General features: G+C 52.7%; 24 protein-coding genes. 10 read left to right on the forward strand and 14 right to left on the reverse strand.

The features are described from left to right. Positions 1-142: 142 nt before the first annotated feature. The 5 genes from HV350_RS13745 to HV350_RS13765 all read left to right on the forward strand — a co-directional run bounded on the left by HV350_RS13745 (position 143) and on the right by HV350_RS13765 (position 3,593). Entirely contained in the window at positions 143-283 is a 141-nt protein-coding gene (locus HV350_RS13745; RefSeq protein ID WP_016152930.1) for a hypothetical protein, read from the forward strand. Between the two features lie 204 nt (positions 284-487). Further along, positions 488-1,321: an ABC transporter substrate-binding protein gene (locus tag HV350_RS13750; RefSeq protein ID WP_181628718.1), complete on the forward strand. Its 834-nt coding sequence runs from the start codon at positions 488-490 to the stop codon at positions 1,319-1,321. Between the two features lies 1 nt (position 1,322). After that, the gene (locus HV350_RS13755) at positions 1,323-2,141 is read left to right on the forward strand and encodes an amino acid ABC transporter ATP-binding protein (RefSeq protein WP_181628719.1); all 819 of its coding nucleotides are present in this window, start codon (positions 1,323-1,325) and stop codon (positions 2,139-2,141) included. Further along, on the forward strand, positions 2,141-2,926 hold the full coding sequence (locus HV350_RS13760; RefSeq protein ID WP_047499624.1) for an amino acid ABC transporter permease: 786 nt from the start codon (positions 2,141-2,143) through the stop codon (positions 2,924-2,926). Before HV350_RS13755 ends, HV350_RS13760 begins: the two co-directional genes overlap by 1 nt. Then, positions 2,916-3,593 carry an ABC transporter permease subunit gene (locus tag HV350_RS13765; RefSeq protein WP_019076692.1) on the forward strand — a complete coding sequence of 226 codons (678 nt, stop codon included), beginning with the start codon at positions 2,916-2,918 and terminating at the stop codon, positions 3,591-3,593. The genes HV350_RS13760 and HV350_RS13765 overlap by 11 nt, the downstream gene beginning before the upstream one ends. Before the next feature lie 9 nt (positions 3,594-3,602). On the opposite strand, the gene ydhT is transcribed toward HV350_RS13765, so the two are convergent. The 9 genes from ydhT to ttrS form a co-directional block, all read right to left on the reverse strand. Next, positions 3,603-4,415, reverse strand: a complete 813-nt coding sequence (gene ydhT, locus HV350_RS13770) for a protein YdhT (protein WP_131379217.1) — start codon at positions 4,413-4,415, stop codon at positions 3,603-3,605. 3 nt (positions 4,416-4,418) lie between these two features. After that, the gene (phsC, locus tag HV350_RS13775; protein WP_016152924.1) at positions 4,419-5,204 is read right to left on the reverse strand and encodes a thiosulfate reductase cytochrome B subunit; all 786 of its coding nucleotides are present in this window, start codon (positions 5,202-5,204) and stop codon (positions 4,419-4,421) included. Beyond that, the gene (locus HV350_RS13780) at positions 5,201-5,869 is read right to left on the reverse strand and encodes a 4Fe-4S dicluster domain-containing protein (RefSeq protein WP_181628720.1); all 669 of its coding nucleotides are present in this window, start codon (positions 5,867-5,869) and stop codon (positions 5,201-5,203) included. Before HV350_RS13780 ends, phsC begins: the two co-directional genes overlap by 4 nt. A 64-nt stretch (positions 5,870-5,933) precedes the next feature. Further along, positions 5,934-6,599, reverse strand: coding sequence for a YdhW family putative oxidoreductase system protein (locus HV350_RS13785; RefSeq protein ID WP_181628721.1), 666 nt, complete (start codon positions 6,597-6,599; stop codon positions 5,934-5,936). Between the two features lie 10 nt (positions 6,600-6,609). Then, positions 6,610-8,712: an aldehyde ferredoxin oxidoreductase gene (locus HV350_RS13790; RefSeq protein WP_019076689.1), complete on the reverse strand. Its 2,103-nt coding sequence runs from the start codon at positions 8,710-8,712 to the stop codon at positions 6,610-6,612. 120 nt (positions 8,713-8,832) lie between these two features. After that, positions 8,833-9,459 carry a ferredoxin-like protein gene (locus HV350_RS13795; RefSeq protein WP_016152920.1) on the reverse strand — a complete coding sequence of 209 codons (627 nt, stop codon included), beginning with the start codon at positions 9,457-9,459 and terminating at the stop codon, positions 8,833-8,835. 482 nt (positions 9,460-9,941) lie between these two features. Further along, a complete protein-coding gene (fumD, locus tag HV350_RS13800) occupies positions 9,942-10,151 on the reverse strand; it encodes a fumarate hydratase FumD (RefSeq protein ID WP_003029345.1) in 210 nt (69 codons plus the stop codon). 92 nt (positions 10,152-10,243) lie between these two features. Beyond that, positions 10,244-10,828 carry a tetrathionate respiration response regulator TtrR gene (ttrR, locus tag HV350_RS13805; RefSeq protein ID WP_181628723.1) on the reverse strand — a complete coding sequence of 195 codons (585 nt, stop codon included), beginning with the start codon at positions 10,826-10,828 and terminating at the stop codon, positions 10,244-10,246. Continuing rightward, positions 10,803-12,536 (reverse strand): tetrathionate respiration histidine kinase TtrS, encoded by a 1,734-nt coding sequence (ttrS, locus tag HV350_RS13810; protein WP_225622913.1) that lies wholly within the window; start codon positions 12,534-12,536, stop codon positions 10,803-10,805. The genes ttrR and ttrS overlap by 26 nt, the downstream gene beginning before the upstream one ends. A 227-nt stretch (positions 12,537-12,763) precedes the next feature. Here ttrS and ttrB point away from each other — a divergent pair, with 227 nt between their 5' ends. The 3 genes from ttrB to ttrA are packed head-to-tail and all read left to right on the forward strand — an operon-like array spanning position 12,764 to position 17,585. Then, positions 12,764-13,498 carry a tetrathionate reductase subunit TtrB gene (ttrB, locus tag HV350_RS13815; protein WP_250153375.1) on the forward strand — a complete coding sequence of 245 codons (735 nt, stop codon included), beginning with the start codon at positions 12,764-12,766 and terminating at the stop codon, positions 13,496-13,498. After that, positions 13,499-14,521 (forward strand): tetrathionate reductase subunit TtrC, encoded by a 1,023-nt coding sequence (gene ttrC, locus HV350_RS13820; protein WP_181628726.1) that lies wholly within the window; start codon positions 13,499-13,501, stop codon positions 14,519-14,521. Then, positions 14,514-17,585 carry a tetrathionate reductase subunit TtrA gene (gene ttrA / locus HV350_RS13825; RefSeq protein ID WP_181628727.1) on the forward strand — a complete coding sequence of 1,024 codons (3,072 nt, stop codon included), beginning with the start codon at positions 14,514-14,516 and terminating at the stop codon, positions 17,583-17,585. The genes ttrC and ttrA overlap by 8 nt, the downstream gene beginning before the upstream one ends. Positions 17,586-17,659: 74 nt before the next feature. Here the strand turns inward: ttrA and HV350_RS13830 are convergent, their stop codons facing one another. Genes HV350_RS13830 through HV350_RS13840 form a run of 3 tightly spaced genes read right to left on the reverse strand, consistent with a single transcriptional unit; the run spans position 17,660 to position 20,177 of the window. Continuing rightward, positions 17,660-18,472 carry a MetQ/NlpA family ABC transporter substrate-binding protein gene (locus HV350_RS13830; RefSeq protein WP_003029358.1) on the reverse strand — a complete coding sequence of 271 codons (813 nt, stop codon included), beginning with the start codon at positions 18,470-18,472 and terminating at the stop codon, positions 17,660-17,662. A 21-nt stretch (positions 18,473-18,493) separates the two neighbouring features. Further along, positions 18,494-19,162: a methionine ABC transporter permease gene (locus HV350_RS13835; RefSeq protein WP_181628729.1), complete on the reverse strand. Its 669-nt coding sequence runs from the start codon at positions 19,160-19,162 to the stop codon at positions 18,494-18,496. Next, positions 19,155-20,177: an ATP-binding cassette domain-containing protein gene (locus HV350_RS13840; protein ID WP_016156371.1), complete on the reverse strand. Its 1,023-nt coding sequence runs from the start codon at positions 20,175-20,177 to the stop codon at positions 19,155-19,157. Before HV350_RS13840 ends, HV350_RS13835 begins: the two co-directional genes overlap by 8 nt. A 576-nt stretch (positions 20,178-20,753) precedes the next feature. Between HV350_RS13840 and pykF the strand changes: the two genes are divergently transcribed. Then, positions 20,754-22,166, forward strand: coding sequence for a pyruvate kinase PykF (gene pykF / locus HV350_RS13845; RefSeq protein WP_016152912.1), 1,413 nt, complete (start codon positions 20,754-20,756; stop codon positions 22,164-22,166). 309 nt (positions 22,167-22,475) lie between these two features. Then, on the forward strand, positions 22,476-22,712 hold the full coding sequence (gene lpp / locus HV350_RS13850) for a murein lipoprotein Lpp (protein ID WP_003029373.1): 237 nt from the start codon (positions 22,476-22,478) through the stop codon (positions 22,710-22,712). 68 nt (positions 22,713-22,780) lie between these two features. Here lpp and HV350_RS13855 read toward each other — a convergent pair whose 3' ends face one another. Beyond that, positions 22,781-23,785 (reverse strand): L,D-transpeptidase family protein, encoded by a 1,005-nt coding sequence (locus HV350_RS13855; protein ID WP_181628730.1) that lies wholly within the window; start codon positions 23,783-23,785, stop codon positions 22,781-22,783. A gap of 118 nt (positions 23,786-23,903) precedes the next feature. After that, positions 23,904-24,320: a cysteine desulfuration protein SufE gene (gene sufE / locus HV350_RS13860; protein ID WP_016152910.1), complete on the reverse strand. Its 417-nt coding sequence runs from the start codon at positions 24,318-24,320 to the stop codon at positions 23,904-23,906.

Genomic DNA, 24,320 nt, shown 5'->3' on the forward strand with positions numbered 1-24,320 from the left:
AATGGCGAACTGTTGGTCAATTGACGGGTAAACAGGCACCCCGAATTGAGTTCGACGCTAAGTAGCAAGAATCGCTGCTGTTAAGCAACATTTTTGCAATATAATAATGTGATGTTAAACGCTGAACCTGAGCAGGTGAATGATGGAAATTGATCTCGATAATCTGGTCTTTGATGGACTGGAAGAAGCGCAAGAGCGTAATGCTGAACGTCTGGAAGATGCTGACAAGAAAGCGCAGGACATTATTGCTGATAATGACTGCGGCGACGCCTGTAAAATCTGATTTCCAAACCGGCGCAATGCCGGTTTTTTTACCGCCAGACTATGCCCCTCCTCTTATATACATTTCCCATTGCGTTTACCCATTGTTAACACCGCTTTTACTAATAACATTTTGTAAATAGATAAGAATTTTTTCTTATTTTGTCCTGAACGTAAGTTATGGGAGCGTAAAAAGCACAAACCAAAAACGACAGGGATTTACATCATGATGGCAACGAAAACTTACCGCGCTAAAAAAACATTGCTGGCACTCGGCGTGCTGCTGGCCACCGGCATTGCCGCCTCGCAGGCTCAGGCTGACCAACTGGCCGATATCAAAGCCGCAGGTGTTGTAAAAGTTGCGACATTCGACGCGAATCCGCCGTTTGGCTCCATCGATGCAAAAACGCATAAGATTGTCGGCTATGACGTTGATTTTGCTGAAGCGCTGGCGAAATCCCTCGGCGTAAAACTGGAACTGGTAGCGACTAATCCGGCAAACCGCATTCCGTTATTACAATCCGGTAAAGCCGATTTAATCGTGGCGGATATCACGATTACGCCTGAGCGGGCGCAGGTCATTGACTTCTCCGTCCCCTATTTTGTTACCGGGCAGCAGTTCCTGGTACCGGCCAAATCCCCGGACCAGCTCGATGCATACAGCAAAGCGCGAATCGGTGCGGTGAAAGGCACTACCGGTGAGCAGGCGCTACATCAGCGCTTCCCGCAGTCACGTGTGCTGGCCTACGACGATATTCCACTGGCGTTAACCGCGCTACGCAATGGCAATGTTCAGGCCATCACCCAGGACAGTACGATTCTGGCCGGTCTATTAAGCGGTGCGCCGGATAAAGCAGATTTCAAAATTCTGCCAGACCTGCTGAGCAAAGAAGAGATTGGCGTGGGAGTAAAAAAAGGTGAGCCAGCGCTGTTAAAAGCCGTCAATGATGAGCTTTTGAGGCTGGAATCTACCGGGCAGGCGGCAAAAATTTATGATGTCTGGTTTGGCCCTGAAACCAAAAATCCGCAACTCCGCGCCTTTAAAATAGAAGCGAAGTAATATGCTCTCAGCCCTGTTTCATCGTTGTGCAGTTTCCGCGGCGGATTTTACCCATTTGCGCCAGGCAAGCGTCGAACTGCGCAATGTCATCAAACAGTTTGACACTCATACCGTACTTAACGGCGTCAGCCTGTCAGTTGAACCCGGTGAAGTGGTGACTATTCTGGGCCCTTCTGGCTCGGGAAAATCCACGCTTATACGCCTTATCAATCAGCTTGAGTCGCTCAGCGGTGGCGAGATTTTCATTGATGACAAACCAATTAGTCAGTTGCGCGGGGCAGCATTACGCCAGTTACGCAGCCGTATCGGTTTCGTTTTTCAGCAATTCAATCTCTATTCGCATCTGACAGCGCATCAGAACATCTCGCTGGCGCTGGAATATGTTCACGGCTGGAACAAGGCGGCAGCGGCGCGTCGGGCACTCGAATTGCTGGATCAGGTGGGACTGGCAGAAAAAGCGAGCGCTTATGCCGCACAGTTGTCCGGTGGGCAGCAACAGCGCGTGGCCATCGCCCGCGCGCTGGCCTCATCGCCACAAATCCTTCTGTTTGATGAACCCACCTCCGCGCTGGATCCAGAAATGATCGGCGAGGTATTACAGGTGATGAAAAACCTGGCCCACAGCGGTATCACCATGATCGTCGTGACCCATGAAATGCATTTTGCCCGTGAGATTGCCGATCGCGTGGTATTCAACGATGGCGGAGAAATTCTTGAAGTGGCCGCGCCGGAGGATTTTTTCACCCGGCCACAGCACCCGAGAACCCAGCGTTTCCTGAAAAAAGTGCTCGACCCGCTACACCAGGAGTCATCGCTATAATGCTTGCAATGGACTGGCAGGGAGTGCTGAGCGGGCAACCTCTGCAATGGATAATTTCCGGTTTTCTCACCACGCTCTGGGTGACACTGGCAGGTGTCGTACTCGCCACGCTCATTGCCATCTTCCTACTCGGCCTGCGTCTGACGGGCAATCGCTTCAACAAAGCGGTGGTCAGTGTATGGGTTTCGGTGTTTCGCAACACGCCTTTACTGGTGCAACTGATGTTCTGGTATTTTGCCGCATGGAACTGGCTGCCCCGCAACGTCATTACCTTCATCAATGCAGAGCATCCCTGGTCTATTCTGCCAGGCGATGTCTGGTGGTTAACACCAGAGTTTATCTGTTCAGCATGGGGGCTGGGCGTATTTACCTCGGCATTTTTGGTCGAGGAGATCGCCTCTGGTTTACAGGCGGTTTCTGCCGGACAACGTGAGGCTGCCGTGGCGCAGGGTTTTTCATCCTGGGCGACGTTTCGTCACATTCTGCTCCCTCAGGGACTGGCGAACGCCTGGCAACCCATTGTTGGGCAATACCTTAACCTGATGAAACTTTCCTCGCTTGCCAGCGGTATTGGATTTGCTGAGCTCACCTACCAGGTGCGGCAAATTGAGAGCTACAACGCGCACGCGCTGGAAGCCTTTGCTGTTGGCACTGCGCTCTATCTGTTCACCGGCATCGTTCTGGGTATGCTGCTTACGCGTCTTGGCCCACGGCCTGCATCGGGTAAATCGTCAAAGGTTAAAACGCGTATCTTCAGCGTCAGGAGCATACTGCATGATCGCTAACATTTCTGTCATTACCGACAATCTTGATTATCTCCTGTGGGGACGGGTGGCGGATGGACAACCCGGCGGCGTTCTGCTCACGTTGTTGATGGCTCTCGGCGCGGCGCTGCTGGCCTTGCCTGGTGGGATAGTTCTTGCCTGCTGCGCCTGGCGTTTTCCAGGCACGGTTCGCAACGGGTTGTTTATCTGGGCGGAGTTTATTCGCGGCATTCCGCTAATCTTTGTGATTTTCTGGATGTGGTATTTGCTACCCATGCTGACCGGAAGCGATCTCCCCGGAGCCGTTACCGTGACGCTGGCGCTGGCATGGTTCACCGCTGCCTCGGTCATGCACTCAGTGTATGCAGGAATTAGCGCGCTGCCTGGCGGGCAATATGATGCTGCCGTGGTTCAGGGTTTTCGCCCGTATCAGGCCCTGTGGCTTATCTTATTGCCGCAGGTGCTGCGTAACGTACTGCCATCGCTGACGGGGATTTTTATTGGATTACTGAAGGACACATCGCTGGCGTTTATCGTTAACGTGCCGGAACTCACAACGGTTGCGGGTCAGGTTAACAGCCGGGTACAAATCTATCCGGCAGCCATTTTTATCTTTACCGGACTGGTCTATTACCTGCTGTGCCTGAGTCTGGAGAAAATCACCCAACGCCGCTTCGCGTTAAAATGAGATCACGGCTCAACATTCCACAAACTGGTGGTCTTCGTTGAGCCGATATTTCACGCCCGCCCGGATGTTATTTTCCCCCTCAACGGCAAGCGCAAAACGCATTCTCTCGCCATCGTGATAGGCCAGCGCCGCGCAGCCGCCGGGACCGAGTATTATCGAATCGACAACACCGGTACTGGCAACAACGGCGTTCTCTCCGCTGGCAATAATGTGGATGTTGTCGGCGCAGTTGGCGATTTTAGACTCTGCGCCAAAACAGGCCAACTGAGTTAAATCACCACCGCAGGCAATCCGATTTCTGTCGCCGAGCGAACTGATGCGTACGCGCATGCCGGTACTGGCGATACGCGTCCCGTCACCCACGCTACTGATACGTGCCGAATTTCCCGCAACCGCAATTCGCCCGCGATCGCCTGAACTGCCGATATGCGCGTTATAGCCTACGCTACCAATACGTGCGCTGTAACCTGCGCTGGCGATCTGTGCGGCATACCCGGCGCTGGTGATTTTAACGTTATCACTTGCACAACTGAATCGGGCATTATCTTCCGCACTCGCCAGCGGACGGCTGATTTCCCCCGCCGTTTGCACACGGGAAATATTCCCCATCGCGCGAATATCCTGCTGGGCAAAACTCGCCTCTTCCCGCCATTTTGACCAGCCGTATTCCACCAGGCTATTTGCCCAGTCTGTATACCCTTCCCGCTGGAGCGCACGATGGACATCAGCATAGCTTCCGCCAGTTGGAAACGCGCGTAGAAACCAGCGATACATTACGGGCCCAACGCGCCAGGCCCGTAAGTCACTTCGCGTAATCATCATCGCTTAATGCCGGTGATAGCCATCCACCATACACTTGAAAGTTTCGCCCGGCGTACGACCTGTCGTGCAGAGATAAAGATGCCCAAAAATGAAAAACAGACTGATTATTGCCAGCGCGAAGTGCGCCTGGAGCAACCAGTAACGCACGCCGGGGAACAGGTCACCGACAACCGTCGGATAGAGCGATAACAACCCTGAGATCAGCAGCAGTGGCAGTAAGCCATACATCACGCCAACATAGGCCGCCTGCTGTAGCGGGTTGAATTTAGAACGCTTTGATGCCGGGAATGGGTGTGACTCGCCCTGCATAATGCCAAACAGGTAAAAACGCGTTTGTCTTTGCGCTCGTCCGATCCAGCCCTGACGTTGAATAATATAGTGATGCCCGTTGCCGCCAATCAGATTGATCAGGACAAATCCAATCCAGCAGGCGAGCAGCAAAAAGCCGCAGACCTCATGCACGGTAAGCAGGCTTTTCATCACCGACGCACTGACGACGGAAAAGTGATTGACCAGGCCACTGACCAGAAGTAGCAGAAATAGCAGCGCATTCGACCAGTGCCACAAACGAACGGCCTTCGAGTATAAATAGACTTTCTCACCGTGCCCTGCCGACGCTTTATGTGCGGCCCGAAAGCGCAGCATGGCGTGTAGCGCCAGCACCAGCCACATCCCCACCAGCATTAATCCGGCGATGACCAACCACACAGGCCAGTAGTCCGGTGAAAACAGGGGAACATACTGCGCAAGCTGGGCGTGAAACTGTTCGGCATTCTGCGACGCGTTCATACATTTTCCTTTTTAATCAAATGTTGACCGAACCGACGATACAGATGGGGTTTCCCGGCGCCTGCAAGTTGATGCTCGTAATACTTATTTTCTCTCAACCAGGTCTGAATTTCCGGGCTATCTTCGCGACCAAAAATCAGCGCATGTTCCGGGCAGGCATTAACACAGATCGGCGGGAAACCTTTCGCCAGACGTGATTCAGCGCAGAAGTCGCATTTATCCGCCACTTCGGTCTGCGGGTTGAGATAACGCACCTGATAAGGACACGCGCCAATACAGTAACTGCAGCCGATACAGGAAGACGTGTCTACCCGCACAATGCCGTTGTCATCTCGCCATGAGGCGCCGGTCGGACACACCTCAATACAGGGGGCATCATCACAGTGCTGGCAGGACTGACGGAAGTAGTGATACAGCGTTTCGTTGTCGTTGTCCGAAACCGGAATATGAGCTATCGACAAACGGCTACCCTGCGCAGGAACATGGTTGGTTTTCCTGCATGCGCGGGCGCAGATATTACATCCGTTACACAGTGATTCATCGTGAATCATGACGTAATGTACGTCTTTAGAACTCCTGGTACTCGCTAACAGATTTTGACCTGGGCCAGTGAAAAAAATCACCGTCCCCATGCCAATGACAAATTTTCGTCGGGTGAAGGACATCGGGTTATCCTCTAATACTGTGACAGTGGTCGTCCACACGTTCCATGACATCAACCTGAATAATTCAGGGGTTCTGATACTGCTCAACCTCAAGCCATTCGCACAGGCCGTACGCTTTGCCATAACTCATAAAACGTTCGCTGAACAAATAAGGCTCCGCATTTGACGATTCCACAGTCCGTATATCTGCATAATCAGGATGCGTTTCCATAGCCGTGAGCGCAGCGGCAATCTGTTGAGACTCAAAGCAATACGGCGGTTGCGTCAACATGGCGACCTTATAAGGGCGAGGATACGTTCGACAATCGAAGCGTACCGCCTCGGCAATCGCACGGCAGATGTCGTTTTCCACCACCTGCACACACATGTCGGCGTAATTTGCCGTCATGGTTTGCGTCGAATAGAAATATGCTTCTTCCGCACCCTGCACACAGGTGATATCCGCACCATTCGCGTCCTGGCCCAGCACATCCAGCAGCGCGGAAAGATCGGTTTCAGGAACCGAATAAGGCGGCAGCAAAAAGACACTGCGCGCCACCAGTTGCCCCGATGCTGAATGCTGACGGATAAAATCTGCCACAATCGACTCCGGGCTGGCTGGTTCCTGAACCTGGGGCGCATTCATCTGTTCAACAGGCGGGTGAAACGCCTGCAGCCACTGTCTCTTTCGGCTATCCACTTCGTCAGGAAACGCCTCAACGGGGGGCAGAACGTCGCTCACGTTAGTCATCTCGCATTCCTTACGCCGGCAACAGATCTTGTGCAGCCAAATCAGCGGCTACATCTTCAAGTCCGAGTCGGTTCAGGGTTTCACGCGTTGGGCAACCCAGCTCTGGATCCCAGCCCATTTCCTGATAGAACATCGTCAGCGACTGACGCATATCCTCCCGGTCCATCTTGTCGGTCCCTTCAGTGAAGACCGGGATCTTCGGATCTTTATCAAACACCCAGGAGCAGATGAGATCGTGCTCATTGCGCATATCTTTGGTTTGCATCAATTTGACCGTATAGGCACGGTGCAGAGTAAAGATGCGTTCAGCGGCCAGGTCCAGACTCTCCTGCGTGGTTTCATCGCCGGTGACCGCCTGGAAGAATTTTGCTTCCAGATCCAAATCGCCGCGATAGTTACGGCTCTTGAGTGGTGAAACCGTCATCGGCCACACCCAGTTGCACAGCGTAACCGCGTTATGCAGGCAGACTTTCAGCAGCGTCCATTTGGCATATTTGATCTTGGCGGCATTGATCGGGGTGTAGTTTTTGGTTTCGTCGTATGCATCCTGCGAACCAAATAGCTCGCCCGCCACTTCGCGCTGTAATTTCAGCGGTAAACCGGAACCGATGAAGTTGATATGGGTATGCGCCATACAGTCACGGTTAAACATACAGTTGGTGATCGCCCCCACCTGTGCAGAGGCCTCGTTTGCATGGTGGACAGGAAAACCAAACGGCGACCACAGTTTATTTTTGGCATAACCCCAGTACTCTTCGCCCAAATTCCAGCGTTCAGCAATGGCATACGATCCGTCCGCAAGATGGCTGAGTTCCCCCACGCGATGCGCCAACCGGTAGTAAAAATCCTTAATAAAATGAGGATCGCCCGCTTCCAGCTGATCCCAGCGGATCTCCGCATACTCTTCAGCTGGCAGTACGCGCTTAAAGACGCCTTTCGAATAGCAGTAAGTAAAATCACGATGCAACTGCCCGTAGTTACACCAGATGCCATAATCGTCAAACAGGTTCAGACCAATCAGATTTCCCACCACGCGCCCATCGTCTTTATCGTCGAAATCTTTCGGGCCATTGGGGAAAATGGTGGTATGGACAAAGTTCGCCACGCAGGTGTTACCGCCGGTACTTGGCACGCCAAAATCTTTCACCCGCGGGACATTGAGCTGCGACATACAGCGAATGGGGCATGAATGGCAGCCGCTCATTTTGACCGTGTATTTCTCAGCGGCTGGCCCCAGATCGAACACGGATTTATAGGTACGGAAACCCACGGTATTCTGGTTACCCGGCGGGATTTCCCCGGTTTCGATTGGTCCCCCTTCTGCCGCGCCCCAGAACAGTCCCTTACGGGCCGTCCAGCGCGAGTTTGGCGAAGAGTATTCTGCCCAGGCCTGCGGGGTGCTTGGCACAACGTGGTTGTTGTTGGCACCGATGAGCTCGGTCATCATGTAATCATTGAGCCGCTTCATCTCTTTGCGATCGGCAATATTGACCCCTTTGGTCCCTTCTACCGCAATAGCCTTCAGGTTTTTCGACCCCATTACCGCGCCAGTACCGGCGCCTCCGCTGTGGTTGCGACTGTTGATCATGCAGGAGAGCGGCACCAGATTTTCACCCGCCTGACCAATAGCGGCGACGCAGGTTTCCGGGCTGGTAATGCGGCAAATCTCTTCGGTTGTGGCACGCGTTCCCTTACCCCACAGGAAATCGGCTTTTTCGATGCTGACCTTTTCGTCTTTAATGTTGATCCAGACAGGCGTCGCGGACTTGCCTTCGATAATAATGGCGTCGTAACCGGCGAATTTCATTTGCGCAGCAAAGAAGCCGCCCATATGAGCATCCACCACTAAATTGCCTTTGGTAAAAGTCGATAAGGAGGTGATATTGACGCGGGAGCTACAAGGGGCACCAGAGCCCGTTAATGGCCCGGTGGCGAAAACCAGTTTATTCCCTTCATCGAAAGGCATGGTGCCTGGCGGGACTTCGTCGTACATAATTTTATAACCAAAGCCCATCCCGCCGACAAATTTTTTAAATTTACTGGAATCTTCAAGGGTGATATTCCCCGTGGTGAGATTGACCCGTAAAATATTACCTGTCCAACCATTAGCCATCATGTTTTCCTTTGCAAGAAGGTTTAATAGATATACCCGCCATCCTTCAGGCAGTTTTTTTTTGCAAAACTGCGATATTTTTGGCAATTAATGACGCGTATCAGGCATACCTGCTATCTATCAAACAGTAATATCTTTCCACTCGATAATTTTTAATGCCCCAGTCGGACAAGCATTGGCGCACTCCCCACATAACACACATTTTGAGGATTTTTTTGTTTCAGTATTCACGGTCGCCATCATCCACGGGCAGGCGGTGGTACAAGCGCTGCAGCCAATACAACGTTTATGATCCACCGCAATACAGCCGTCTTCCTGTTTCCAGGTAATAGCGCCAATGGGGCAGACCTTCATGCATTGCGGATCTTTGCACTGACGGCAGGTATCAGCGGTATAGTTTAAATCGCCATAAAGTCCGCCACCGGACCCGACGCCATCATCGCCAAAGAAGAAGTTGCGATGGATTTTTATACGGGAAAAGAAAGTCCCCACGGCACCATCGTTATAATTGGTACAGGAAATTTCACAGCGGTGGCAGCCAGTACAACGCGCTCGCTGGGTCACCAGCACCCCTTTCGGCGTATTGATAAGCCCCACGGTACCGCTGTCGATATCTTCCTGCTTACAGCCAAAAAGTGATAACAGTGCAGGGGCGATGGTTAATCCCGCCAAACCTTTTCCTGATATCCGCAGAAATTCAAGCCGCGTTAAACCACAATCTAAAAATGGACGATCAACCTGATTCATTTATTTCGCATCCTCTTCGCAAACGCTGTGTTAGCAACACCTCCAGGCTAAATTAAACCCGTGCAACTCAAGCCATTTCGGGCGGTTAATGTTGCCAACAACACGTAAATTTTTGCCCTAACCTGATCGCGTAAAATGACGGTGGTTAAACTGAATGAATCTAATCCTTTAGGGTTAGGCGTAAAGATAATGTGGTTATTCAGCGCTCATAGTTTTGATCGTCATCAATTAAAAAACGGAAGGGAAATAATAAATGCGGAGTGAGATTTATTATCATTAAGATAAGTTGAAATAATATTTCACATGCTTTGCAAATATTTGTGACTCTACTCGCATATATATTTTAATATATCATTCGGAATATAACTCAATATACAACGAAGGTTACTCTTCTAATTGCAGCACTAAATTATATATATTGATAAATTAACGTGACGAGAATAAAAGGACGGCGAACGAGACCACCATCCTCTTTTTGTGGATTAACCGGCTAATGCTTTAATTACGGTCTCAATAGCCTGTTTTTCTAACTCGCTGCGCTTCACGCGCTGGTTGGCGAGGGTGGTTCTCAGTACTCCCGCAATGACGATATGCTTAGGCTCTTGTCCCAGATCGCGCATTTCCAGCACTACTTTACCGACTACTCTGCACATTTCACGGTACAACTCATCGTCTTTGGTCTGATTTCCCATTTTTTCCCGCTCGTCATTAACTCAAACCAACAGCATATATCAGTCTGACGGATTAGACAAAATTCAATGAAAATCAAATAAATGTCATAAATTTACTGAATCCTCTGCAGTCGATTAACCAGTTCAGCAAGACTCCCCGCCTGCATTTTTTCCATCACCCGCGCCCGATGAACCTCAACCGTGCGCACGGCAATATTCATGGCATCAGCAATTTCCCGATTCATTAACCCTTTTGCTACCAGTCGCGCCAGCTCTCGCTCCTTTGGCGTAAGCTGCTGATAGCAAACCACGATCTCTTGTCGCGAAAAGGCGGCGTGAGAAATCTGCACTGCATGCTCTAACGCCGCTTGCAGAGGCGCGGCGGAAACCGGCTTTTGCAAAAAATCGACCGCACCGCGTTTCATTTGCTCAACCGCCATCGGCACATCGCCATGCCCGGTGAGAAATACCACCGCCAGCGTACTCTCACGCTGGCGCATGGCTTCATGCACAGCATGCCCATCCAGTACAGGCATACGCATATCCAGCAAAAGTACGCCCACCTGGTGCAGATTTGCCTCGGAGAGGAATGTTTCGCCTTGCTTCCAGCAACACACCTCATATCCCAGACTTTCCAGTAAAAACGCGCAAGCCTGGGTGACGGCAATATCGTCATCCAGCAGATGAATGATTGCCACGACGGCCTCCCTCCGGATTTTGCTTAAAATGTAATGTCACTACAACGCCCGCTTTTTCATCTGGAGCCTGATGATTTTTGATCTCAATGTCTCCGTTTGCGTAGCGCACCAGCCGCTGGCAAATGGCTAGCCCCAGCCCCATGCCCTCTTTACGGGTGGTCATAAACGGCTGAAAAGCCTGGTACAGCTGCACCTCATCAATACCTCCGGCGTTATCCTGCACCTGAATACTCACATCACCATCCTCACGCTGAGCGCAAAACCACACGGTGGTTGCCCCCGCCTGAGCGGCGTTGAGAACCACATTGGCCAGTACCTGTTCGAGGAGAACACTTGGCAACGTTAATGTTAACGCCTTACCGATCTGCGTTTGCAGCGCTACCGCCGGAAATTGCTGGGGCATGCGTAATAATTGCCAGACGTGATGGATAGCATCGTGAACGTTAACAACTTGCCAGTCATCGGTCATCACCGGATTGCCCTGTGCCTGGCTGACCCACTGGCGAAGATTGTGCAGCGTATCAGCCCCCCGCTGCGCCTGGGTATCAATGTGTTCCAGCGCGGGCAGCAGCAGATGCTGTTGATCCTGACTACGCAGGCGGATCAGACAGCCCTGCGCATAATGACGGATAGCCGATAGCGGCTGATTGAGCTCGTGGGCAAAACCCGACGTCATCTCGCCAAGCACGCTCATTTGGCGAGCGGTTTCCAGCTCCTGTTCCTGTTTGCGCAACAATACGTTGTTTCGCTCCAACTGCCTGCCGCGTCGGCGGACCAGCAGCATCACCCAGATGTAATTGAGCGTCAGCAACAACAGTACGAGAGCCGCGGCCCCCATCGCCAGCCGATGTTGAATAAACCAGCTTTTGACATCCAGCCACAGCTGGCGCTGCTGCGGATGCTGGCGGACATCGCGCAGCAACGCTTCCACTTCGCGGGTCGAGGCGGGCGCCCCCCAGCGAAACGTCGCGTTTTGCGGCGCGTTGAACAGAGCCCGCGTGACGCGATCGGCCAGCTCGTCGCTTACCGCAGGCAGTGCCGCAAATGACCAGTCAGGATAGAGCGGCGTACTGGTTAAACAGGGTATCGACGTTGGATGGTTAAGCACGGCCGTAAAATCTGTTTTACGAATAAGCCCTTCTTCGTCCATTTTTTCCAGCAGGCACACCGGCACAATCACCGCCTGCACGGCTTTTTCGCGTAATAAATAGAGTAAGGCATCGGCGGGAAATCCGGTAAACGTCAGGCGCAAATCGCGCTCCGGGCGCAGGCCGGCATCGCTGAGCGCTTTATATCCCAGCAAATAGCCGCCAAATGCCTGAGCATCAATGGCACCCACCGTTTTGCCGATCAGATCGTGTGCGGAGGTTATCCCGCTATCGCGCCTGACGAGGATCGCGCTGCCAATCACATTACTGGTGGCTTTCCCCCCGCGAGTAGAACGGAGTGACGCCAGCCAGCGTAGCGCAGCGCGGCTGTTTAGTTGAACAAATTGCGCCGGATTAGTGACCACAAATTGTACCGTTCCACGATTCACCGCCTCCTGCATCTGCCGCAGGTCCAGAGGTTGAATATGAAACTGTTCGCCGGGAATTTGCTGATTCAACAGGGTTTCCAGCGGCTGCCAGTGATTACGTGTGGAGACCTCCCCACGCATCGCCAAAACGCCAATGTTCCATGTCTGAGCCCTGACCACACCGCTTAGCATCCATAGCGACACCAGCACCGTCAGACATTTTGCTACGTTGCGTCCCACTCAATTATCCCTGTCAATTATGTTGTTTTAGATCAACAACAAGCCGGGTATGTGGTTAACCACAATAGAGTACCCCCCGTCACGATTTTTACACTGTAAATCATCAAGATTCTTTATTCATCACACGCAAACCAACGGCGTGACCAATGTTTCGTTGTTGCATCGTGACGGGAGAAAATATGGACAGCAGTAAACGGCAGTTTCTCCAACAACTGGGCGTCCTGACCGCTGGCGCATCACTGGTACCCTTGGCTCAGGCGCAATTTCCCTTCTCGCCTGAACGCCATGAAGGCTCACTTCAGCATCGCTACGCCATGCTGGTTGACCTGCGACGCTGTATCGGCTGCCAGGCCTGTACTGTCAGTTGCGCCATTGAAAACCAGACGCCGCAGGGTGAATTTCGCACCCTCGTTAACCAGTACCAGGTGCAGATTGAAGGTCAGCAGAGCGTCACCAACGTCCTGCTGCCGCGGCTGTGCAACCATTGTGATAATCCTCCCTGCGTGCCCGTTTGCCCGGTACAGGCTACCTTCCAACGCGAAGACGGCATTGTGGTGGTCGACAACACGCGCTGCGTGGGCTGCGCCTACTGCGTGCAGGCCTGCCCTTATGATGCGCGGTTCATCAACCATGAAACACAAACCGCCGATAAATGTACCTTTTGCGTTCATCGCCTCGAAGCTGGCCTGCTCCCGGCCTGCGTGGAATCCTGCGTCGGCGGCGCGCGCATCATAGGCGATATCAAAGATCCGCACAGCCGGATTTCTCAAATGCTGCGTGAACACCATGACGCCATCAAAGTCCTGAAACCGGAAAACGGGACATCACCGCACGTGTTCTATCTGGGTCTGGACGAAGTGTTTGTAACCCCGTTGATGGGACGTGCTCAACCCGCTCTCTGGCAGGAGGTTTAAATGAGCCATTCACTGGTTATTGAAGAGGTTCTGGCCCATCCCCAGGACGTAAGCTGGTTACCCTGGGCAGTACAATATTTCTTTTTCATCGGCATTGCCGCCTGCGCCGCGCTGTTCGCCTGCGTACTTCACTGGCGTAAACAAGAGATGCCGGAACTGGAAAACCTGACGCTGTTAATCGCCCTGACCTGCGCGATTACCGCGCCGCTGGCGCTGACCGCTGACTTACACCAAACCGCCCGCGTCTGGCATTTCTACGCCTGGCCGACGCCGTGGTCCTGGATGCCCTGGGGCGCGCTGTTCTTACCGCTCTTTACCGGCTTCTTAGGTCTGTGGTTTCTGGCGCAGCATGTTAAACGGTTAACGCTTAAAAGTTACAGCGTCACTAAGTGGCTGGCGATAGGTAGCGCCTTGTCAGCCATCGGGTTGCTGGTATACACCGGCCGCGAAGTGTCGGTAGTGCAGGCGCGTCCCGTCTGGTTCAGCTACGCCTTTCCGGTTGCGATGTTCCTCAGCGCGCTGCAAACGTTTCTCGCCCTGCTCATCGCCGCGGCAAAACGCGAGGGAACATTGGCCCGCAAACTGGCGTGGGGGCAGACAGTCACCCTGATGGTACTGGCTTTGGTCGTGGTGATATGGGTGAGCGGCAATACGCTTTCCGGTTCGGCTATTCGCCAATGGCTGAACGTTGCCCCGTTAGCACGACACTACGCTATCGGTTGGGTTGCGCTATGGCTTGTTTCGCTTGTCCTGTGCGGGCTGGTGCTCCGTAACCCCTTATCGCTGCCGCTGCGCATATTACTTGCATTTAGCGCGATGGCGCTGTGCTGGCTGATGCGCTGGACATTACTTATCCAGGTGCAGACCGTACCGAAATTTAACGCGCTGTTTAATCCTTATACCCTGCCCGGTGGTACCGATGGCTGGCTGGCCATTGTGGGCACCTTCGGCCTGTGGATAGCACTGATCATTATTGTTCGTGAAGCCCTGAACGCGATCGCAAGGAGAATGCAACATGGCTAATTTAACCCGTCGTCAGTGGCTTAAAGTAGGCCTTGCCGTAGGTGGTATGGTGACTTTTGGCCTGAGTTATCGGGATGTGGCAAAGCGCGCGATAGACGGTTTGCTGGACGGCTCCTCGGGCAAAATTACCCGAGACCGCATCTTTGGTAACGCCCTCATCCCCGAAGCCAATGCCCAGCCGCGCTGGCAGCAGAACCCGCAGCAGGTTATCTCCATGACGCAGTGCTTCGGCTGCTGGACGCAGTGTGGCGTGCGGGTGCGCGTTGACAGCGAACAAGGCAAAGTGTTGCGCATTGCGGGCAACCCCTATCACCCATTGTCTCACGAGCACCATATTGACGCCTCCGTCCCCTTTACCACCGCAATGGAACAACTGGCGGGCGAAACGGGTCTTGACGCTCGTTCCACGGCCTGCGCCCGTGGCGCAACCTTACTTGAAGGTTTATACAGCCCGTTACGCATTCTCCAGCCCATGAAACGTGTCGGCAAACGCGGTGAGGGAAAATGGCAGAGCATCAGCTTTGAACAGCTGATCAAAGAGGTGGTGGAAGGCGGCGACTTGTTTGGTGAAGGCCACGTTGACGGCTTGCGGGCAATCCATGACACCAACACACCGCTTGATGCCAGGCATCCCGGCTTTGGCCCTAAATCCAATCAACTGCTGGTCACCAATACCAGCGATGAAGGACGTGATACATTTTTGCGCCGCTTTGCATTAAATAGTTTTGGCAGTAAAAACTTCGGCGCTCATGGCGCTTACTGTGGTCTGGCATACCGGGCCGGTTCCGGTGCGTTAATGGGCGATCTGGATAAAAATACCCATGTGAAGCCCGACTGGGACAATGTCAAATTCGCGCTATTTATGGGAACGTCTCCGGCGCAATCCGGTAACCCGTTTAAGCGCCAGGCTCGCCAACTGGCCAGCGCCCGTTTACGCGACGACTTCCGTTACGTGGTGGTGGCACCGGCCCTGCCATTGACCACGGTGCAGGCTGACAATCGCGGCCACTGGCAGCCTGTACGACCGGGAAGTGACTCCGCGCTGGCGATGGGGATGATCCGTTGGATTATCGAAAAACAGCGTTATAACGCCGATTATCTCACCATTCCCGGCGTACAGGCCATGCAGCAGGCCGGGGAAAAAAGCTGGACTAACGCCACACATCTGGTGATTACCGATGAGCTTCCAACCCTTTCCGGACAGCATTTAACCCTCGCGCACCTGAGTGCAAACGCCGCCCAGGAGCCGGTGGTCATTAACGAGGCCGGCGAAATTGTCGCCGCCAGCAGTTGCCCACGCGCGCAGCTGTTCGTCACCCGCCAGGTCACGCTGGCAGACGGTCAGACGGTGACGGTAAAAAGCAGCTTCCAGTGTCTGAAAGAGTCCGCCGGGAAACTAACGCTGACGCAGTACAGCCAGCAATGCGGCGTGTCTGAAGCTGACATTGGCGCCCTGGCCGACGCGTTTACCCGCCATGGCCGCCAGGCAGCGGTGATTACGCACGGTGGAATGATGGCAGGCAATGGATTTTATAACGCCTGGTCGGTGATGATGCTCAATGCGCTGATTGGCAATCTCAGTCTTGAAGGCGGCGTATTTGTCGGCGGCGGCAAGTTCAATGGCGCCACCGACGGTCCGCGCTACAACATGGACAGCTTCGCCGGGAAGGTAAAACCAAAAGGATTAAGCATCGCGCGCAGTAAAACTGCTTATGAGTCTTCCGAAGAGTATCGCAATAAGGTGGCGGCCGGACAATCGCCCTTCCCGGCCAAAGCCCCGTGGTATCCGTTTGTCGCAGGCCAGCTTACCGAACTCCTCGTCTCGGCGCTGGAAGGCTACCCTTATCCACTGAAAGCCTGGATCTCCAACATGACCAACCCGTTCTACGGCATCGCAGGGTTGCGCGGCGTGGCGGAAGAAAAGCTCAAGGATCCTGCGCGTCTGCCGCTGTTTATCGCTATTGACGCCTTTATGAACGAAACCACGGCGCTGGCCGATTACATCGTGCCGGATACCCACAACTTCGAAAGTTGGGGATTCAGCGCCCCGTGGGCCGGCGTTGCCAGTAAAGCCACCACCGCGCGTTGGCCGGTAGTGACAGCGGCAACCAGCAGTACCGCTGATGGTCAACCCGCCTCGATGGAATCTTTCTGTATCGCAGTGGCAAAACGCATCGGGCTACCCGGATTTGGTGACAATGCGATTACCGATCCGCAGGGCAATCACTATCCGTTGAATCGTGCGGAAGATTACTACCTGCGACTCGCCGCCAATATTGCGTTTATGGGCAAAGCGCCGGTCGCTGAAGCGCAACCGGAAGACCTGGCGTTGACTGGGGTACAGCGGATCGTGCCTGTGATGACCCAAACGCTGAAAGCCGATGAAATCAGCCGGGTGGCGTTTATCTACTCCCGCGGTGGGCGTTTTGCGCCAGACAACAGCGGGCGGGTTGAGAATCGGATAGGCAATGCGTGGGAAAAACCGCTACAAATCTGGAATGCCGACGTCGCCGCGCACCGCCATGCAATTACCGGCGAGCGCTACAGCGGCTGCCCGGCCTGGTATCCTTCACGCCTGTCAGATGGGCGTGCGGTCGAGGAGTTGTTCCCGGAACAAGAGTGGCCGCTGAAACTGATTTCTTTTAAATCCAATACCATGTCCAGCGCCACGGCGGTGATCCCACGTTTGCATCATCTGAAGCCGGTTAATCTGGTGGCGCTTCATCCGCAGGATGGTCAACGATATGGTTTAGCGCACGGCGATATGGTGCGTATCACCACGCCTGGCGGTCAGGCGCAGGCGCAGATAAGCCTGCTTAATGGCGTGATGCCGGGCGTGATCGCCATTGAACACGGTTATGGGCATAAAGAAATGGGCGCGGCGCAGCATACGCTCGACGGCAAGCCGATGGCGTTTGACGCACAAATAAGGTCGGGGATTAATCTCAACGATTTGGGCTTTGCGGATCCTACCCGGCAGGTAGCCAATACCTGCCTTGACTGGGTGTCAGGTGCAGCGGTGCGCCAGGGGTTGCCAGCGAGGATTGAGCGAGTGAAACTCTAACGCCGGATGGCCACGCCAACGCGTTTTATCCGGCCTACAGAACGTCGTAGGCCGGATAAGGCAATGCCAGCGGATCAGTTATTTACCGGGATCACCGCACCTTTATATTTAGTGCGGATCCAGTCCTGGATCTCTTTTGAGTGCAGGACATCAACCAGCGCCACGATATCTTTTTTCTTCTCGTCGCCACGATGCACGGTAATGATGTTGGCATACGGGTTGTTTTCACCACTTTCGACGGCGATAGGATCTTTCACCGGATCCAGCCCGGCGTCGATGGCGTAGTTGGCGTTAATCACCACCGCATCGCCTTCGTCGTTGTTATACATCTGCGGTAACAGCGCGGCTTCCACGTTAGGCAGGAACTTCAGTTTTTTCGGGTTCTCGACGATATCGCTAATGCGCGCGGTGACTTTATCCACGCCCGGCTTCAGCTTGATTACGCCCTCTTTTTCGAAAATCGACAGAATACGGCCTTCTTCAGATACCGCATCGCGCATGATGACCTTGCCGCCTTCCGGCAGATCTTTAAGCGATTTCACTTTTTTCGAATAGATCCCAATTGGCTCAATGTGAATCGCTCCGGCGCTGACAAAATCATAGGTTTTATCGCCCGCATGATCTTTAATCACGCTGTTCAGGTACGGAATATGCTGGAAGTAGTTAGCGTCAATCTCACGGCCAGCCAGCGCGGTGTTGGGCAGAATGTAATCCTGGAACGGTTTAATCTCTAAATCGATCCCCTGCTTTGCCAGAATAGGCTTAGCCTGCTCAAGGATCTCCGCGTGCGGCACGTTAGAGGCGCCAACGGTCAGAGTATCAGCCCAGGAGGCAAAGCTCAGGGCGCTTAAGGTTGCTGCGGCGAGTAACGTCAGTGATTTTTTCATGATAATGGTTTCCGTATTTTATTAGCGTTTATCTAACAGAGAGGTGATCACATCGCCGCAAAGCTGGATGATGAAGACAATGAGCAAAATCGTCACCGTCGCCACCAGCGTGACGTCGCTGTGGTTGCGCTGGAATCCTTCCAGATAGGCCAAATTCCCTAAACCACCGGCACCAATCACCCCTGCCATCGCGCTGTAGCTGACCAGCGCAATCAGCGTCACGGTGATCCCGGACACCAGAGCAGGAGAGGATTCCGGCAGTAAAACCCGAAAAATAAGCGTGCTTAGCCGTGCGCCCATCGAACGCGTCGCCTCAATAACCCCTTTGTCGACTTCACGCAGGGCAATTTCGACCAGACGCGCATAAAACGGTGCGGCCCCTACGATCAGCGCAGGCAACGCGGCATTAGCGCCGAGAATGGTGCCAACCATCGCTTTGGTAAACGGGATCAGCAGCACGATCAGAATGATGAACGGGATGGAACGAAAGATATTCACCACCAGCGAAATAACGCTATACACCGTGCGATTGTGAAACAGTCCGCCGCGTGCGGTCAGGAACAGCGCCAGACCAAGTGCAACGCCCAGGACAAAGGTCGCCGCACCAGAAAGGACCGTCATGTAGAGCGTTTCCTGGGTTGCTGCCAGCAGTTGCTCCCACTTCAGATGAGGAAACAGTTCTTCAGCCATGGTTGATCACCTCGCCTTCAATGTCGCTCTGGCGCAGATCGGCCAAAATATTGTTCAATTGTTCCTCAGAGGCCACAACGTGCACCCAAAGCTGACCAAACACACCGTGCGCGGTTTGCGTCATCTTGCCGTGTAAAATGTTAAACGGCAGGCCATAGCGCAGGGTCAATTCGCCAACCACAGGCCGATGCGTACGTTGCCCGGTAAACGTTAGCTTGATCACCACACCGCCCAGCTCGCGGGCCAACTGTGGGTTAAACTCGTCTTCTTCGGTGTACTGACTCACCTGACGAACGAACTGTCGGGTGATCGGCTGCTGCGGATGGGTAAAGACGTTGAGCACGTCGCCTTCCTCAACGACCCTGCCGTTTTCCATTACCGCGACGCGATCGCAGATTTTGCGTACCACGTGCATTTCATGCGTGATCAGCACAATGGTTAATTTGAAGCGGCGATTAATATCGAGCAGCAAATCGAGGATCTGATCGGTAGTTTGCGGATCCAGCGCCGAGGTGGCTTCATCACACAGCAGAACGTCAGGATTGTTCGCCAGCGCACGGGCAATTCCTACCCGCTGTTTTTGCCCACCGCTAAGCTGGGACGGATATGCATTTTCACGACCGCTCAGCCCCACCAGCGAAATCAGTTCAGCAACTCGCGCTTTAATTGATGCTTTTGGTGCTCCAGCAATTTGCATAGAGAACGCAATATTTTCACTAACCGTTCGTGACCACAGCAAATTGAAGTGTTGAAACACCATGCTGATTTTCAGTCGCGCCTGACGTAAAGATTCCCCACGGGCGGCAGAGATATCGTGGCCGTTAATCGTTACGCTGCCTGAAGTCGGTTTTTCCAGACCATTAAGTAAGCGTATTAAGGTGCTTTTCCCCGCCCCGCTGTAACCAATAATTCCGTAAATCTGTCCCTGTTCAACCGTCAGGTTGACGTTATCGACAGCGGTAATGGCAAGCCTGCCTGGCGTAAACACTTTCGAAATATTTTTCAGGACAATCATGTCGTTTAGGTATCCGCTGCTGCTTATTGTTCTGCTGCTAGCGCTTTTGGCTGTTTAGCAGTATGGATGTCCAAACGAGTGTAATCAGTGAGATTGGCTTTTAAAATGAATTAAAACGCATTTGATATAACTTTTAGAAATATGTCGGTTTGGTCGGCGTTATACACAAAAAGTCAGGGATTGGGATGACAATTACACCTTGTTGCGCAACAAATGCTGCTGCGAATAACCTCTTTATCCATACCTGGAAACAAATTAATGAATATTTTCTGTAAAACTGCACAGAAGTGTTTTGAAACGCTGTTTCCATTTTCCTTTTTGATAATTTTCAGCGTATAATGCGCGCCAATTGTCTCTTGAATGGTTTCAGCACATTGACCTGTAAAACTCAACGACTACAAAACTCACCATCCCGTTGGGCTGAAACACAAGCACACATTCCTCTGCACGCTCTTTCGATGTCACCTATCCTTAGTGCGAGGCATCACAACTTTCGTAACTCAGGTTTAGCTTCCCGTCCGTGCGCGGCGGGAGCCAGATTTCCATATCCTTCTCAACTTAAAGACTAAGACTGTCATGAAAAAGACGAAAATTGTTTGCACCATCGGTCCGAAAACCGAATCCGAAGAGATGTTAACCAAAATGCTGGACGCGGGCATGAACGTCATGCGTCTGAACTTCTCCCACGGGGACTATGAAGAACACGGTCAGCGCATCAAGAATTTGCGCAACGTCATGAGCAAAACCGGCAAGAAAGCCGCAATCCTGCTCGACACCAAAGGTCCGGAAATCCGTACCATCAAACTGGAAGGCGGTAACGACGTTTCCCTGAAAGCGGGCCAGACCTTCACCTTCACCACCGACAAATCCGTTGTCGGCAACAACGAAATCGTTGCTGTTACTTATGAAGGCTTCACTAAAGATCTGTCCGTCGGCAATACCGTTCTGGTTGACGATGGTCTGATCGGCATGGAAGTTACCGCTATCGAAGGTAACAAAGTTATCTGTAAAGTGCTGAACAACGGCGACCTGGGCGAAAACAAAGGCGTTAACCTGCCGGGCGTTTCCATCGCGCTGCCAGCACTGGCTGAAAAAGACAAACAGGACCTGATCTTCGGTTGCGAGCAAGGCGTTGACTTCGTTGCAGCATCCTTTATCCGTAAACGTTCTGACGTCGTTGAAATCCGTGAGCACCTGAAAGCGCACGGCGGCGAAAACATCCAGATCATCTCCAAAATCGAAAACCAGGAAGGCCTGAACAACTTCGACGAAATCCTCGAAGCATCTGACGGCATCATGGTTGCTCGTGGCGACATGGGCGTTGAGATCCCGGTTGAAGAAGTTATCTTCGCGCAGAAGATGATCATCGAAAAATGTATCCGTGCACGTAAAGTCGTTATCACTGCGACCCAGATGCTGGACTCCATGATCAAAAACCCGCGTCCGACCCGCGCTGAAGCCGGTGACGTAGCGAACGCCATCCTCGACGGTACCGATGCAGTCATGCTGTCTGGCGAGTCTGCAAAAGGTAAATACCCGCTGGAAGCCGTTACCATCATGGCAACCATCTGTGAGCGTACCGACCGCGTGATGACCAGCCGTCTGGACTTCAACAACGACAGCCGCAAACTGCGTATCACCGAAGCCGTTTGCCGTGGCGCGGTTGAAACTGCAGAAAAACTGGATGCTCCGCTGATCGTTGTAGCAACCCAGGGCGGTAAATCTGCTCGCGCAGTACGTAAATACTTCCCGGATGCCACCATCCTGGCGCTGACCACCAACGAAACTACCGCGCGTCAGCTGGTGCTGAGTAAAGGCGTAGTTGCACAGGTGGTTAAAGAAATCAGCTCTACCGATGATTTCTATCGTCTGGGTAAAGAAGTCGCTCTGGAAAGCGGTCTGGCTCAGAAAGGTGACGTTGTGGTGATGGTTTCCGGTGCGCTGGTTCCGAGCGGCACGACCAACACGGCATCCGTTCACGTGCTGTAATAATTCCAACGCGAATTAATTTGCTTAAAAAAGCGCCCTGGTGGCGCTTTTTTAATTTTATCGATAGCTACAATTAATAAAAAATCAAATCGGATTTCACTATCTAATCCGTGATTATCTAAGATGAATCCGATGGAAGCTTTCTGTTTTCACTCGGGTTTTTAGCCGTTTTTGCACAATTCGATGCTTCTTTGAGCGAACGATCAAAAATAAGTGCATTCCCATCAAAAAAATATTCTCAACATAAAAAACTTTGTGTAATACTTGTAACGCTACATGGAGATTAACTCAATCTAGAGGGTATTAATAATGAATCGTACTAAACTGGTACTGGGCGCGGTAATCCTGGGTTCTACTCTGCTGGCAGGTTGCTCCAGCAACGCTAAAATCGATCAGCTGTCTTCTGACGTTCAGACTCTGAACGCTAAAGTTGACCAGCTGAGCAACGACGTGAACGCAATGCGTTCCGACGTTCAGGCTGCTAAAGATGACGCAGCTCGCGCTAACCAGCGTCTGGACAACGCAGCTACTAAATACCGCAAGTAATAGTATCTGTGTAATAAAAATGGCGCACATTGTGCGCCATTTTTTTTGCTCTGAATTTCCCTTCCCTGTTATTGCGTAGCGCGCACCTCTGCATCCTCTCCCGGCACGCCATTCTGTGCAGACTTCACTTCCGCGCCATTGCTTACGACCGACGCTTGCCCGGCCGTTACGGTGACCGGATAGCCCGCACGACGATACAAGGCTCTTTCCACCAAACTGTTATCCACGGCTTTATTGTCTTTAAACTGGGTAAAACCGGCTGGCAGCACATACGGCATGGTCTGGACGTTTTGCTCCTCTTCCGGCGACAGCGGTCGGTGCACCTCGACATAGCGCATTCCGTTCGGCTCTACCGAATATTTTATCGGCTCATTAATCACCCGAACAGGCGTTCCTGTGCGGACCTGAGCAAACAGTGCTTTGATGTCCGGCGCGTTCATGCGAATACACCCAGAACTTACGCGCAGTCCCACGCTGTCCGGCGCACTGGTGCCATGGATCAGATATTCACCGTTTCCATGCGCCAGACGCAGTGCAAAGCGTCCTAACGGGTTATTTGGCCCGGCAGGCACTACCGGCGGTAATGTTATGCCGCGCTCCAAAGAGCGTTTACGGATGCCTGCTGTAGGGGTCCAGGTCGGATTCGGGATTTTCTGCCCAACCCGGGTTTCCATTACCGGCGTTTCCAGCCCCTGCAAACCGATACCAATTGGGAAAACCTGAACAATATTCTCTCCCGGCGGGAAGTAATACAGACGCAGTTCCGCCAGATTCACAATAATGCCTTCTCGTGGTGCATCCGGTAGCAGTAATTGCGAGGGAATAGTAATCAGCGTTCCGGGTTTAGGTACGGGGGCAATAGTATTATTGGCTTCAAGGATCAGCATTGCGGCGGTATCAAACTTACGGGCAATCGCCTGTAGGTTTTTATCGCCTTCCTGCACGGTGTAAGTTTGATTTTGCCCAACAAGACGGCTGTTCGCCTGAGGCAAAGGATAATCGACCGCCCATGCGGCCTGAATAGCGCTGTAAGCGCCGATTAGCATTAACGTAATAACAGACGCGCGTTTCATACTCACCCCCCTGGCGTTCCTGCCGGACGGCGTCGAGCGCCCGATCCGGCCTACGAGTCACTGCGTTGCACTACCTCACTCTTTCACGTCGAGCTGAAAATTGACGTGTTTTATCAGTTTAGCTAAGAGTTGCGGCTTTGGTGCGAATAGCCCGAATCATCGCCTCCAGCCCTTGTGAACGAGACGGTGTGAGATGCTGTGCGAGCGCCATTTTTTCAAACCACGGACGCACATCAAAATTCACAATATCCTGGGCGGTCATGCGGTCATATAAAATGAATACGACAGCGATAAGCCCTTTCACAATTGCCGCATCGCTGTCGCCCTGTAATTCAATAATTCCTTCAGCATTCTGACGCATGACAATCCATACCTGACTTTGACAGCCCTGGATGCTATTTTCCGTATTACGATCGTCGTCGTTTAATTCCGGCAAACGCTGACCCAGTTCAATAATGTACAGGTATTTCTCTTCCCAATTAGCGCAACGCAGAAAATTACGCAACAACTTTTCTTTATCCGGCAGCGCAGCCAT

Source organism: Citrobacter sp. RHBSTW-01013, from assembly GCF_013781985.1.
Taxonomy (GTDB): Bacteria; Pseudomonadota; Gammaproteobacteria; order Enterobacterales; family Enterobacteriaceae; genus Citrobacter; species Citrobacter braakii.